9 protein-coding genes are annotated in these 13,302 nt (G+C 61.4%); 6 read left to right on the plus strand and 3 right to left on the minus strand.

Going from position 1 to position 13,302, the window contains the following annotated elements; genetic code table 11:
* Nucleotides 1–61 precede the first annotated feature (61 nt).
* Nucleotides 62–1,018 (minus strand): NAD(P)/FAD-dependent oxidoreductase, encoded by a 957-nt coding sequence (locus AC4LFW_RS00975; protein WP_491817006.1) that lies wholly within the window; start codon nucleotides 1,016–1,018, stop codon nucleotides 62–64.
* A gap of 361 nt (nucleotides 1,019–1,379) precedes the next feature.
* Between AC4LFW_RS00975 and AC4LFW_RS00980 the strand changes: the two genes are divergently transcribed.
* From AC4LFW_RS00980 to AC4LFW_RS00990, 3 genes are all read left to right on the plus strand, one after another.
* Entirely contained in the window at nucleotides 1,380–2,369 is a 990-nt protein-coding gene (locus AC4LFW_RS00980; RefSeq protein WP_491817008.1) for a TRAP transporter substrate-binding protein, read from the plus strand.
* Between the two features lie 355 nt (nucleotides 2,370–2,724).
* Nucleotides 2,725–3,723 carry a TRAP transporter substrate-binding protein gene (locus AC4LFW_RS00985; RefSeq protein ID WP_491817010.1) on the plus strand — a complete coding sequence of 333 codons (999 nt, stop codon included), beginning with the start codon at nucleotides 2,725–2,727 and terminating at the stop codon, nucleotides 3,721–3,723.
* Between the two features lie 565 nt (nucleotides 3,724–4,288).
* Nucleotides 4,289–5,893 (plus strand): BCCT family transporter, encoded by a 1,605-nt coding sequence (locus AC4LFW_RS00990; protein ID WP_491817011.1) that lies wholly within the window; start codon nucleotides 4,289–4,291, stop codon nucleotides 5,891–5,893.
* Nucleotides 5,894–6,010: 117 nt separating this feature from the next.
* Here the strand turns inward: AC4LFW_RS00990 and AC4LFW_RS00995 are convergent, their stop codons facing one another.
* Both AC4LFW_RS00995 and AC4LFW_RS01000 read right to left on the minus strand, forming a co-directional pair.
* Nucleotides 6,011–6,733 carry a 3'-5' exonuclease gene (locus AC4LFW_RS00995; RefSeq protein WP_491817013.1) on the minus strand — a complete coding sequence of 241 codons (723 nt, stop codon included), beginning with the start codon at nucleotides 6,731–6,733 and terminating at the stop codon, nucleotides 6,011–6,013.
* Nucleotides 6,730–8,622 (minus strand): DUF294 nucleotidyltransferase-like domain-containing protein, encoded by a 1,893-nt coding sequence (locus tag AC4LFW_RS01000; RefSeq protein ID WP_491817015.1) that lies wholly within the window; start codon nucleotides 8,620–8,622, stop codon nucleotides 6,730–6,732. Before AC4LFW_RS01000 ends, AC4LFW_RS00995 begins: the two co-directional genes overlap by 4 nt.
* A 271-nt stretch (nucleotides 8,623–8,893) precedes the next feature.
* Between AC4LFW_RS01000 and AC4LFW_RS01005 the strand changes: the two genes are divergently transcribed.
* The 3 genes from AC4LFW_RS01005 to nosR all read left to right on the plus strand — a co-directional run bounded on the left by AC4LFW_RS01005 (nucleotide 8,894) and on the right by nosR (nucleotide 13,297).
* Nucleotides 8,894–9,334 carry a CopD family copper resistance protein gene (locus tag AC4LFW_RS01005; protein WP_491817017.1) on the plus strand — a complete coding sequence of 147 codons (441 nt, stop codon included), beginning with the start codon at nucleotides 8,894–8,896 and terminating at the stop codon, nucleotides 9,332–9,334.
* A gap of 186 nt (nucleotides 9,335–9,520) precedes the next feature.
* Complete coding sequence (locus AC4LFW_RS01010; RefSeq protein ID WP_491817018.1) at nucleotides 9,521–10,774, plus strand: acyl-CoA dehydrogenase family protein; 1,254 nt, start codon at nucleotides 9,521–9,523, stop codon at nucleotides 10,772–10,774.
* 306 nt (nucleotides 10,775–11,080) lie between these two features.
* Nucleotides 11,081–13,297, plus strand: a complete 2,217-nt coding sequence (gene nosR / locus AC4LFW_RS01015) for a transcriptional regulator NosR (protein WP_491817019.1) — start codon at nucleotides 11,081–11,083, stop codon at nucleotides 13,295–13,297.
* The last annotated feature ends 5 nt before the right edge of the window (nucleotides 13,298–13,302 follow it).

The following is a 13,302-nucleotide window of genomic DNA, read 5'->3' on the forward strand; positions in this document are numbered from 1 at the left end:
CATGGCGGCCTCGTCGCGTTTGTCTGGCGAGTTGGCCTGTCTCCGCTCGGTCAGTGCCGGGCTATCGCACCGTGCCTGCTACCGAGCCACCCCAGGGGTTGGCTTCAAGGCTGTTGTGCACAGCGGTGGCCGCTTGTGCAGCTTGCCCGATGGCAACGCTTATCTGCTTCAGGCCCATGGTTACATCGCCGATGGCGTACAAGCCGCGCATCGACGTCTGCAGGTGGTCGTCGGCCCATATGCCGCCGCATTCGTCACAATCCAGGCCCAGCTGCACCGCCAGCTCCGAGCGAAAGCGCGCCCCCAGGTTGGGATAGATGATGTCGAAGTGGTGCCGTTCGCCACCGCAGGTCAGCAGTTCGATGCCGGTTTCGCAGGGGTGCAGGGACTCGACACGGTCGCTGATCACGCGGATCGCATAGTGTTCGGCCAGGGCGATGGCCTGGTCGCAGGCGTTGGGCTCGCCATGCACGACCACGGTCACGCGGTCGGTGAAGGTACGCAGAAACACTGCGTGGCTGATCGCGTTTTCCGCCTCGCCGTAGACCGCGACATTGTGACCGTCCACTTCGTAACCGTCACAGATCGCGCAGAGCCTGACCTTGCCATCGCCGATGGCCTGCGCCACATCGGGCATGTCGGGCAGGGTGTCTTCGATGCCCGTGGCCAGGATGATCCGCCGGGTCACGCATATGCTGTCGCCGTAACGTGCGCTGAAGCCTTCTGCGTGGGGTTCTATCTGCTCGATACGCCCATGCTCCAGGCGCGCGCCGTAACCGCTGGCCTGTTCGCGCAAGCGAGCCAAAAGCTCGTTGCCGTTGATGCCAGGCGGGAACCCCGGATAGTTATGCGAACGCGGAATCCATGAAGCGCGGCTGGAGCCGGCGTCCACCACCAGGCAGCTGCGGCGGAACCGGGCGAGATAGAGCGCAGCGGTAAGCCCGCCTGGGCCTCCTCCGACGATCAGGCAGTCGATCACAGTGGTATTCGGGCTCTGCTGGGTCGGGATATCGTTCATGGCAGGTAGGATCGGTCGAGGACGTCCCCAGTAGAAATGAGGCCCGGTTTGAAAGTTCGGCTTATCCGATGAGCGCAATGCGCTGTTTTGAGAGCTGGTTTGCCCTTCAAGCCTTGTGCCAGAGCCGCCGATGGCCAACACTGCCCGCGCTTTTGACCCGTCAGGGCTAACCCGCACTGATGGGTCACCGCCATTCCAATAAAGACCAGCCAGTGACTTGCGTCACCGAGCCGTGGTCACCTCGCTGTACCTCTTCAGGCGCGCCATACCAGGTGCCGGCTGAACCATACCGAATCGCAATTCACCACTCGAACGATGCTCACAAGGTGTCGCATCGAGCCTGTTTCCCGTGGGGGTAAAAATGTTCAAGTCTTTCATCGTTGTGCCATGTGCTGCGTTGTTGCTGTTGTTCACGCCACTGGCGAACGCCGCGCAACCCATCATCATCAAGTTCGCCCACGTAGTGGCGGAGGACACCCCCAAGGGCAAGGGCGCCCTGCTGTTCCAGAAGCTGGTACGTGAACGCCTGGCGGGCACGGTGGAAGTCGAGGTCTACCCGAACTCGACGCTGGTTGGCGACGCCGATGAGATCCAGGCGTTGTTGGACAACAAGGTGCAGATGCTGGCGCCGTCGCTGTCCAAGTTCACTGACTACTCGCCAAAGCTGGAAGTCTTCGACCTGCCGTTCCTGTTCGATGACGAGGCTGCAGTGGCGCGCTTCCAGAAGCGCGAGACAAGCCGGGAGCTGCTGCGATCGATGGCTAGTCGCGGCATCTACGGACTGGCCTACTGGAATAACGGTCTCAAGCAGTTGACGGCTAGCCAGCCGCTGCGCAATCCGGCCGACGCGGCAGGGCTCGCGTTTCGCATCCAGCCTTCGCCAGTGCTTGAAGCCCAGTTCACCGCAGTGGGTGCCAAGCCCGTACGCTTACCGTTCGCCGAGGTGGCCAAGGCCATGCAGAACGGCACGGTACAGGGCACAGAGGGGCCATGGTCGAACATCCGCAGCCAGTATGCCGGGGCCAGTCGGAGCTACGTGACGGAGACCAATCATGGGGTGCTCAACTACATGCTGGTGACCAACGCCAAGTTCTGGGCGGGCATCCCCTTCGCGGTGCGTTCGGAGCTTGACAACATCCTGCTCGAAGTCACCCAGGCGGTTAACGCCGAAGCGGCTGCGATCAATCAGCGCGAACGCGAACGCATCCTTGCCAGTGGCAGCACTCTGGTCACGCTCACCCCGGAGCAGCGCCAGGCCTGGCGCGACAAGATGCGGCCGGTCTGGAAAACGTTCGAAGCGGAAATCGGCGCCGATGTGATGCGTGCGGCGCTGACCGTCAACCGCCGATGATGATCTTCTGCTCCGGTGCCATGCGGAGCACCCTCACATGGCAGGCAGATCCGGGGGCGAGAGCGCATGGCTTGCGCGTTCGACAATGTGCCGTTTTGAGACCTGGTTGGGGTTTTCCAGCCTTGTGCCCCTCTCGGTGATCACGAAGACTTCCTCGGGGTTGGCATCGGCTCCGGCGTACGGCTCCGAGTCAACCTCATTTCAATAAAGGCCAGCCACCGACCGCCGCAGTCGGAATGTTCTGGCTAACTCGAACTGGTGGAAGGTTCACGCCGTTGCGTGAGCCTTCCATATCATCGATCAATCTCTCGAAAGGCGCTCACGAGGCGCTTTCGGTTCTCCGTTTGGGGGTCAGATGTACAAGCCTTGTATCGCTGCGCTGGTCGCAGCCCTTTATTGGTTGAGCTCGCCGGCCCTGGCGGCCGAAGACGAGCCTATCGTCATCAAGTTTGCGCACGTGGTGGCCGACGATACGCCCAAGGGGAAGGGCGCCCTGATGTTTCAGAAACTGGTTCAGGAGCGCCTTGCTGGCAAAGTGAAAGTCGAGGTCTATCCGAACTCGACGCTAGTGGGCGACGCCGATGAGATGCAGGCGTTGCTGGACGGCAAGGTACAGATGCTTGCCCCATCGCTGTCGAAATTCGACAAGTACACCAGGAAGCTTCAGGTATTCGACCTTCCGTTCCTCTTCGATGACGAAGCGGCGGTGCAGCGGTTCCAGAAGCGTGAGATGAGTCGCGAGCTGCTGCGCTCCATGGCTGATTCCGGAATCTATGGCCTGGCCTATTGGAACAATGGCCTGAAGCAGCTTTCAGCCACTCGCGCGCTGGTCAAGCCGGAAGATGCCGCTGGGCTGGCGTTTCGTATCCAGCCCTCTGCTGTGCTCGAAGCCCAGTTCGGTGCCGTGGGCGCCCAGGCGGTACGACTGCCATTTGCCGACGTCTACAAGTCCCTGCAGAACGGTACGGTGCAAGGGGCTGAAAACCCCTGGTCGAACATCGCCAGCCAGAAGATGAATACGGTCCAGCCCTTCATTACCGAGAGCAACCACGGCGTGCTCAACTACATGCTGGTGACCACCTCGAAGTTCTGGATGAGCATGCCGTTCGCGGTGCGCTCGGAACTCGAAGGTATCGTGATGGAGGTCACCGAGGCGGTGAACAGGGAAGCCGCAGCACTGAACCAGCGCGACCGTGATCGAATCGCGGCCAGCGGCACCAGCAAGCTGATTACTCTCACACCGGAACAGCGTCAGGCGTGGCGCGAAAGGATGATGCCTGTATGGCAGTCCTATGAGTCGGAAATCGGTGCTGACGTCATTCGTGCCGCACTCACGGTCAATCGCAAACGCTAACCCCCCCTTCGCCCGCCCGACTGTCGCAGTGGCGCTGGGGCTGATCCCGGCGTCATGACACTGATCGCTGACTTGTCAGGCGGCAAGAGATCAAGGCCGCGTCGCGCCTGCTTCGACCAAGCCGTTCGGCCACGGTCGAGAGCAGTGCTCACATTCCAAGCGCTGCCGAACTGCCTTTTCAGCTCGCCCCACGGGATGTCTAGCTAGCTGGCCACTGCCGAGGCGGCACAAAACTCCATCCCGGCTGCGGCTGATGTTCGTACCCGCGTGACTTGGCCACGTCGTTATTTGTTCCTCCTGTAAGCCGCAGTCAGCGTAAATCCCCGCAACAAAGGGTCCGCAGGTCGTCAAGTCCCGGTTCGCAATAGTGACGGGCGTGAGATTGTCGATGCCGGTCCCTGACCTGCGTGCCTTGAAACTTGGCTGTTAGGATCATCAAGCAGAGCGGAAGTCGCCCGGTTTTAACCGGTCGACCGTCCTGCTGCCAGTGTTTAGATCCGTCAGCGAATAACAAGGAGAACAACAGGTGGCAAATAACCCTGGGAAAAAACACGCGGAAAATTCCGTGGAGAGTATCCCCGCCCCAACAGGGGCGGCCAATCTGATCGACACCGACTATGTCATCGGTCAGGACAACATCAAACGCAAGTTTCTCGATATTCACAGCAAGGTTTTCAGCATCTCAGCGGTAACCATCGTCCTGTTCGTGATCATCACGCTCGCCCTGCGCAGCGATGTCGAGCCGCTGTTTACTGCTATTCGCGACTGGTTAACCACGAATCTCGCCTGGTTCTTCCTGGGTGCAGCGAACATTTTCGTTCTGCTGTGCGTGGGCCTGATTCTGTCACCTCTGGGCAGGGTGCGCCTGGGCGGCAGGGAGGCGACGCCGGACTATTCCTACACGGGATGGTTTTCCATGCTGTTCGCTGCGGGCATGGGGATCGGTCTGATGTTCTACGGTGTTGCGGAACCCATGTCGCACTTCTCCACGGCAATGGGCGGCACCACGGTAGAGAATGGTGTGCGTACCGACTGGGCTCCCCTGGGCGCAGCCGCCGGTGATGCTCAGGCTGCTGCGAGCCTGAGTATGGCCGCGACCATCTTCCACTGGGGCCTTCATCCCTGGGCGATCTACGCCATCGTGGCCCTGGCCCTGGCGCTGTTCTCCTTCAACAAGGGCTTGCCATTGAGCATTCGCTCGATCTTCTACCCATTATTGGGTGAGCGGGTCTGGGGCTGGCCTGGGCACATCATCGATATCCTTGCGGTATTCGCGACGCTGTTTGGCTTGGCCACCTCGCTTGGCCTGGGGGCTCAGCAAGCTGCGGGTGGGCTCGAGGTCCTGTTCGGCATGCCCAACACCGACGTCAGCAAGGTCCTGCTGGTCATCGGTATCACGGTAATCGCGCTGATGTCGGTGCTGGCGGGGCTGGACAAGGGAGTCAAGCGCCTCTCTGAAATCAATATGGTTCTGGCCCTGTTGCTGCTGTTGTTCATCATCATCGTTGGGCCGACCGTGGCGATCCTCACCGGCTTTTTCAGCAACCTGGGCAGCTACCTGGCTAACCTGCCGGCATTGTCCAACCCGATCGGCCGTGAGGACGCGAACTTCAGCCAGGGATGGACCGCGTTCTACTGGGCCTGGTGGATCAGCTGGTCACCCTTCGTTGGCATGTTCATCGCCCGTGTCAGCCGTGGCCGTACCGTGCGTGAATTCCTGATCGCCGTGCTGCTGGTGCCTTCGCTGGTTTCGGTGCTGTGGATGACAGCCTTCGGTGGCACCGCCCTCGGCCAGTTCGTCACCGATGGGTTTACCGGCGCGCAGGATGCGGCGCTGGAGCTGAAGCTGTTCGCCATGCTCGGCGAGTTGCCGCTGGCGCAGATCAGCTCCTTTGTCGGCATTCTGCTGGTCGTGGTGTTCTTCGTGACTTCATCGGACTCCGGTTCCCTGGTGATCGACACCATCACCGCTGGCGGTAAGGTCAACGCGCCGGTGCCACAGCGGGCCTTCTGGGCGATCCTGCAGGGCGTGGTAGCGATTTCGCTGCTGCTTGGCGGCGGCCTGGTTGCGCTACAGGCCATGGCGGTGTCCACCGGCCTGCCATTCACCATCGTGCTGCTGGTGGGCTGCGTGTCCATCGTCAAAGGCTTGATGAGCGAGCCGCGGTAGGGTGGGTTAGGCGCATGCTCTGATGGTTGGGGCGTATGCCGTCATCGGCAGCGCCGCAACCAACCATCAGCCTGGCAGGCTATCGAACGAGGCGCGGCCGTTAGCGGTCGCGCCTTTTCAATTCCAGAGATCGCCCACTGCCGTAGCGGGTGGGTAGTGCTGGGCCGATTGCGCTTGTAGCAGCTCGGCGGTAGCCAGGGCATCGGTCAGCGCATGGTGGGCTTGATACAACGGCAAACCATAGCGCAGACGGCTGTCGGCAAGGCGTATGGATACCGGTTGTTGTCTGCCCAGCATCTGCCGCAGCCAGCCAGGCCGGTGCCTGCGCGGATGCAGACGGGCTTCCAGCTGCATGGTGTCGATCACAGGAAATTGCAATCCTTCCCCGAGCAGGTGACGCACCGCCTGGTCGAGAAACATCCGTTCGATGTTACGGTAGTGCACCACTATGATTTTGCCGGCCATGATCGTGAGCAGCTCGTTGAGCACGCTGGCCAGGCGGGGCGCATCGCTGACATCCGAGTGGGTAATGTGGTGAAAGGTGACCGATTGGCTGCTTAGCTCGCAAATCGGCTTGACTACCCAGTAACTGGCCTCGCGACAGCGGATGCGGTGCAGGTCGAACGGCACCAGGCCAACGCTGACGATCGAGTCCTTGCGGCTATCGAGACCAGTGGTTTCGACATCGAGGGCCAGCAATGGCGCCTGCTCTAGCGGCGTGTCGGCGCTAACCGTGCCGGCCTGGTAAAACCGTACCAGGCGCGGATCACGCGCCGTCTGCGCCAGCTGGGCAAAGACGGCCGGCCAGTCCGGTGCTGCCAAAGGCCTGTTTCGCCTCATAGTGGTCGGTTCTGCAGCTGACCCGGGTAGCGGAAACGCAGGAACTGCTGCGCATTGCTCAACACCTGGAAGGCCGATTTGAGGTTGTGCCGCTCGTTGGAGGAAATCTTTTCCGGTTCTATGTAGTTATCCGGTTCGCGCCCTTCGAGTATGTCCATGGCCTGGTGGCGAATGCGCACGATGGAAAGGAACTCCAGGGCATTTCGCAACTGGGCGATGGCATCTTCGGTCAGCAGCTTGGTTGCGGCGATGGCATCCAGACGCTCCAGTGAGTTCTGGGCCTTCGAGCCAGCGGCGAGAGCGTGCACTCGGATTAGATCGGTCAGTGGCGCGGTGCCTCGACCCTTGAGGTTGATGATGTTGTTCTGCTGGCCATCCTTCTCCATCACGAAGGTGCGGAAAAAGCCCAGCGGCGGCGTGCGATTGAGCGCATTGCGTGCCAGGTTGGCGAGAAACAACGGGTTGCTGCTGGCTTTCTGCGCGATCAGATCCTTGAGGTTCTCCACCAGCTCGGTCTCGCCGTAGACGCTGTCCAGGTCGAAGAAGATGCAGGCGTTGAGCAGGGTTTCCGGGTTGGGCTGCTCTATCCATTGGGTGAAATAGCTTCGCCAGACCCGTAACGGCTGGCGCCATTTGGGATTGCTGCCCATGATCCCGCCTTTGCAGTAGGTGTAGCCACACGCCGCCAGACCGTCGCTGACAAAGCTTGCCAATTGGCGGAAATACTCATCATGGATTCGCGGGTCAAAGCGGTTGTCGATCACCAGCGCATTGTCCTGGTCGGTGACGATCAGTTGCTCGTCACGTGCCATCGATCCCAGCACCATGTAGCAGTAAGGCACTGGGGGAGGGCCCAGCCGCTGCTCCGCCAGCTCCAGCAGGCGATGGGTCAGGCTGCGGCCGATTCCGGCCATGGCGCTGCCGATCATGTGTGCGGTCGCTTCTTCGTTGACCATGCGCAGGAAGGTCGCGCGCAGATCTGGCAGCAAGGCCTGCAGCTCGGCCACTGACTGTTTGTTGAAGATGCTGTTGACCAGATAAAGGCTGCTCTGCGACTCATACTTGATGATGTCCGAGAGGTTGATTACCCCCACCGGGCGCTGACGATGCACTACCGGAAGATGATGAATGTTGTTGCGTAACATGCACAGCATCGCTTCGAAAACCGAGTCGTCGGCCTGGATGGTGATCGGGTTGGGCGACATCACCTGATCCACGGGTGTGTCCAGCGGCAGGCCTTCAGCCAGTACCCGTATTCGCAGGTCGCGGTCGGTGGTAATGCCGGCCATGACCAGTCCCTGTGAGGCCTGGGCGGCATCGGCGGGCGGGCCGAAGATCACCAGCGAGGACACGCCATGCTCGCTCATCACTTGGGCGGCCTCCTGCACGCTGGTGCCCAGCGGCACGCTCACGGTGCGCCGGGTGACCAGCTTGCGCACCTTGATCTTCATCAGCTCGCTGGCCTTTCCCTGGGGTTCCTCCGCTTTCAGGCGTGATTGACCTTCGGCCTCGACGAAGTCGGCGAAGGCATCATTTGCCTCGCACAGCTGCTCGAACAGTGCTCCGGGAATGAAGTAGATCAGGCTGTCCTCGATCGCCTGCGCCGGCAGTCGCACCTTGTGGCCGCGCAGCAGGCCGAACTGGCCAAACACCTCACCTTCGGACAGGCGGTTGTACAGTTCACCGTTGCGCCGGTAGATATCCACGGCGCCGCTGCGGATGTAGTGCAGGTCCTGGATCGGTTCTCCATAGCGAAGAATTTCACTGCCGGCCTTGAAGTAGCCGACTTCGATCTGACGGGCTATTTCGTCGAGGGTATCGTCCGGCAGACCGTCGAAAGGGGCGAAACGACTCAGGTGGTCGCGTATTTCGATCAGTTCGACCTGCATGGGGGCCTCCTGGCGGAACTCTATCGATCGCATTGAACCATAGCCGCGCTTCCTGCGGCTGGGGCCCGGCGCTGCGAGTCGTTGCCAGGCAGCAGCATGTCGCTCCGGCTTGCCTGGTTTGCCTGGTTTGCCTGTGCGACCAAGCGTGGCAAGCTGCCCGAATCAGCCGGGGCGCGACTCGCACCTCTGCGCCCATTGACCCATCGAGCTCAATGGCCTCGTTGTGGCGCAACCGCCGCTGTGCGGATCACCGTTTTGTAGAGGACTGGAGATGAGTTATTCCCTGTTGCATGTCACCCATCTGCTGGCGGCGATTTTCTTTATCGGAACGTTGTTCGTCGAGGTAGCCGTGCTCAGCCGGGTGCGCCAGCAGATGGAGCCGGCGCTGATGGCCAAGGTTGACAAGGCGGTCGGCGCCCGTTTGCGCGTGGTTCTGCATTGGGTCGTGGTGTTCGTCTACGGCGCCGGCATCGGCCTGGCCTGGTATCACCGCCAGGCGCTGGCGAACCCCTTCGCCAGCAGTTTCGGGGCCTTGCTCTCGTTGAAGATTCTGCTGGCGATTGCCGTGTTCTTCACCTTTGGCATGGTTGCGATGCTGCTGCGCTCGGGTCGGATGACCCCGGCGCGCTATCGGCGCATCCATTGGGCAATCTTCCTGCAGATGGTTGGCATCGTGCTGCTGGCAAAGGGGATGTTCTACATCCACTGGTAGCGTCCCATTGCCCGTTGCCCGCGCCTAGTCCATTGGCGCGTTGCTGGCGATGATCCCGGTCAACCGGCGGGGGTTTCGATGGCCTGCTGATTGTGGCTGATTCATCGGCATGAGGGTGGTTTGCCCGGCGCCTGCCGCAGGCTATCTTGCGCGCATCCAGCCCAGTCCGTTCAGCCGAGGCCCATCATGCATTTCGCCTACAGCCCGCGCGTAGAAGCGCTGCGTCAGCAACTGCTCGCCTTCATGGACCAGTACATCGTGCCGCGGGTAGGCGCCAGGCATGAGGAGGTGGCGGCCGGGCACTATCCCGTGTCGTTCATGGAAGACCTGAAGGCCCTGGCGCGTTCCGAAGGCTTGTGGAATCTGTTCCTGCCGTCTCTACGCGAAGATGAGCCGGGCATGGGCCTGAGCAACCTCGAGTACGCCCCGCTGGCCGAGATCATGGGCCGCGTACATTGGGCCTCGGAGGTGTTCAACTGCAACGCGCCGGATACGGGGAATATGGAGCTGCTGCACCTGTTCGCCACGCCGGAGCAGCGCGAGCGCTGGTTGAAGCCCTTGCTTGAAGGCGAGATCCGCTCGGCCTTTGCCATGACCGAACCGGACGTTCCGTCCTCCGACGCCACCAATATCCAGACGCTGATCCGCCGTGATGGCGATGACTACCTGATCAATGGTCGCAAGTGGTTTATCACCAACGCCTCGCACCCCAACTGCAAGCTCTTGATCGTCATGGGTAAGACCGACCCGGACGCGGAGACCCACCAGCAGCAGAGCATGATTTTGGTGCCGTTTAACACGCCCGGCGTCGAGCTGGTACGTAACATTCCGGTGATGAATCACCTCGCGCCGGAAGGGCACAGCGAGCTGGTACTGCGGAACGTGCGGGTGCCGGTGGTCAATCTGCTGGGCAAGGAGGGCGATGGTTTCATGATGGCCCAGGCGCGACTCGGGCCGGGTCGTATTCATCACTGCATGCGCTCGATCGGCATGGCCGAGCTGGCGCTGGAACTGATGGTCGAGCGCTGCCAGGAACGCAAGGCATTTGGCAAGTATCTGCAGCAATACTCGAACATCGGCGACTGGATTGCCGAGTCGCGCATCGAGATCGAACAGGCGCGCCTGCTGGTGCTCAAGACCGCCTGGATGATCGATGAAGTAGGCGCCAAGGCGGCGCGAAAGGAAATCTCGATGATCAAGGCGCTGGTCCCGAAAATGCTCACCAACGTGGCCGATCGAGCCATGCAGGCTTACGGCGCGATGGGCCTGACACCTGACACACCGCTGGCGGACATGTGGACCGGCGGGCGTGCCCTGCGCTTTGCCGACGGCCCCGACCAGGTTCATCTGCGCAGCATCGCGAAGATGGAAATCAAGGCCAGCGAAGCCAGGCGTGGCGCAACGGCCGCCTATCTGACCCCGCCGAGACGGCTGGGGTAGGACTGCTTTAAAAATCACTGTGGGTTTTCGTCAGGCCGCGTGAAACGCGGCCTGACCGTCTATGACAGGCAGATCACCACAGGTCCGCTCCCATTCCTGACTGCCACGGCGCAGCGTTCGCCGCGCTGTGGCGCTTGAGCCATGCCAGGCACCGCCAGCCGACCTGGCGAAGGGGCATTGGCATGCATTGGGTGCGGCATGGCCTATTGATATTACTGCTGCGATCAAACTTGATAGTTGTCAAGGGAACGCCCCGGTCCCCTCCCTACCATCGGCTCCACATTCAGCGGATGCAGTAGGTTGGTTATGAAGTCCCCTTTCTCTCTCGCAGCTGGCATCAAGCGCACCTGGGGACATGGCTTTATCCTGCTGCTGACTCTGGTGCTCGGTGTCTTTGCCCTGCAGGCCAAGGAGTACCCGCTCGAGCAGCAACGCATCGATCAGTTCTTCCCCGGCGCAGAGGTGTCGGCCCCAGCGGGCGCCTATCAGGTCCGCACGCTTTCCAAGAACGACGACGTGCTGGGCTATGCCTTCCAGACCATCAACGTGGTGGATATTCCTGCCTATTCCGGCAAGCCGATCAACCTGCAGGTGCTGCTCGATCCCAAGGGCGTGATCGTCGATGCCTATGTGCTTGAGCATCATGAGCCGATCCTGCTGGTGGGCATTCCGGTCGAGCAGCTGCACGCGTTCACCGCTAAATATCAGGGCATCAAGGTCGATCAGCGGGTCGTGGTCGGCCGTTCCAGCGACGAAAAGGCGGTCACCATCGACGCGGTCACCGGGGCTACCGTCACCGTCATGGTGGTCAATGAGATCGTCATGCGCGCCGCCCACGATGTAGCGGTCTCGCTCGGGCTGGTTGAAGACAAGGCCGGTGCGGCGCAAAAGCCTGCCACCGTTCGTGAGGATTACTACGAGCCCGCCAACTGGAACGAGCTGACCGGCAATGGCGCGATTCGCCGCCTGCACCTGACCAAGGGCGATATCAACCAGGCCTTCAAAGGCACCGAAGCCGAGGGCGTTGACGAAGCTTCACCGGAAGAAGCCGGCGAGACCTTTATCGATCTCTACGCCACCCACCTGAACCCGCCCACCATCGGACGGACCCTACTTGGCGACGATCACTACGCCGTCCTGATGGGGGCGCTCAAGCCAGGCGAGCACGCCGTCGCAGTGATGGCCAGTGGTGAATACTCGTTCAAGGGGTCGGGCTACGTGCGTGGTGGCATCTTCGATCGGGTGCAGTTGCGCCAGTTCGGCAACGTCATCAGCTTTCGCGACATGGACTTCCAGCGCCTGGACGACGTGTACGCCGAAGGCATGCCGGACTTCAGCGAAATGGCGATATTCATCGTTCGTGAGCACGCGGCCTTCGACCCCGGCTCGGTCTGGACCCTGGAATTGCTGGTGCGCCGCCAGACCGGCCCTATCAGCGGCATTTTTACCAGCTTCGAGCTGCCCTACCAGATGCCCGAAGACTACATCGAGCGGCCGCAACCGACCGCTGAGGAGCTGGCTGCCATCGAGGAAGCCAACCGGCCGATGTGGGTCACCATCTGGTACCAGCAGAGCTTCCAGATTGGCGTCATCCTCGCCGCGCTGCTTCTGCTGACCGTCATCCTCTTCATGCAGGACAAGCTCACCCAGCACCCCAACTTCCTGAAGAAGCTGCGCCACGGCTACCTGATCTTCACTGTCGTGTTCATCGGCTGGTATGCCCTGGGCCAGCTGTCGGTGGTCAACGTGCTGACCTTCGTGCATGCGCTGGTGCAGGACTTCCGCTGGGAGCTGTTCCTCACCGACCCGGTGATCTTCATTCTCTGGACCTTCACCGCGGCCAGCATCCTGCTCTGGGGGCGCGGGGTCTTCTGCGGCTGGCTGTGCCCCTTCGGTGCGCTGCAGGAGCTGATCAACGAGGCCGCGCGCAAGCTCAGGATCCGCCAGTACGAGGTGCCCTTCGCGGTCCATGAGCGGCTCTGGGCGATCAAGTACATCGTGCTGCTGGTGCTGTTCGGCATCTCACTGGAATCCATGACGATGGCCGAGAAGGCCGCCGAAGTGGAGCCGTTCAAGACCGCCATCACCCTCAAGTTCGACCGCCAGTGGTGGTTCGTGGCCTACGCCGTGTTCCTGCTGGCGATCAACATCTTCACCCGCAAGGTGTACTGCCGCTACGTCTGCCCGCTGGGCGCGGGGCTGGCGATCACAGGCCGCTTCCGCCTGTTCGACTGGCTCAAGCGGCGCAAGGAGTGCGGCAACCCCTGCCAGGTGTGCGCCAACGAATGCGAAGTGCAGGCAATCCATCCCGATGGGCACATCAATCACAACGAGTGCCACTACTGCCTCGACTGCCAGATGACCTATCACAACGAAAACAAGTGCCCGCCGCTGATCGTGAAGAACAAGCGCGCCAAGCGCGGCAAGAAAGCCCCGGCCGGCCCTGCGCTGATCCCGGTGGTGCAGCTAATGGACCCACAGAGCGATACGCCTGACCGCGAGCGCTCGCAACCGATCGTTTGACTGAC

It is taken from the genome of Stutzerimonas sp. C6.4V, assembly GCF_058536345.1.

Excerpts from the sequence above, each read along its gene's own strand:
- AC4LFW_RS00975 (WP_491817006.1), bottom strand. The coding sequence starts at position 1,018 with ATGAACGATATCCCGACCCAGCAGAGCCCGAATACCACTGTGATCGAC.
- AC4LFW_RS00980 (WP_491817008.1), top strand. The coding sequence starts at position 1,380 with ATGTTCAAGTCTTTCATCGTTGTGCCATGTGCTGCGTTGTTGCTGTTG.
- AC4LFW_RS00985 (WP_491817010.1), top strand. The coding sequence starts at position 2,725 with ATGTACAAGCCTTGTATCGCTGCGCTGGTCGCAGCCCTTTATTGGTTG.
- AC4LFW_RS00995 (WP_491817013.1), bottom strand. The coding sequence starts at position 6,733 with ATGAGGCGAAACAGGCCTTTGGCAGCACCGGACTGGCCGGCCGTCTTT.
- AC4LFW_RS01000 (WP_491817015.1), bottom strand. The coding sequence starts at position 8,622 with ATGCAGGTCGAACTGATCGAAATACGCGACCACCTGAGTCGTTTCGCC.
- AC4LFW_RS01005 (WP_491817017.1), top strand. The coding sequence starts at position 8,894 with ATGAGTTATTCCCTGTTGCATGTCACCCATCTGCTGGCGGCGATTTTC.
- AC4LFW_RS01010 (WP_491817018.1), top strand. The coding sequence starts at position 9,521 with ATGCATTTCGCCTACAGCCCGCGCGTAGAAGCGCTGCGTCAGCAACTG.
- nosR (WP_491817019.1), top strand. The coding sequence starts at position 11,081 with ATGAAGTCCCCTTTCTCTCTCGCAGCTGGCATCAAGCGCACCTGGGGA.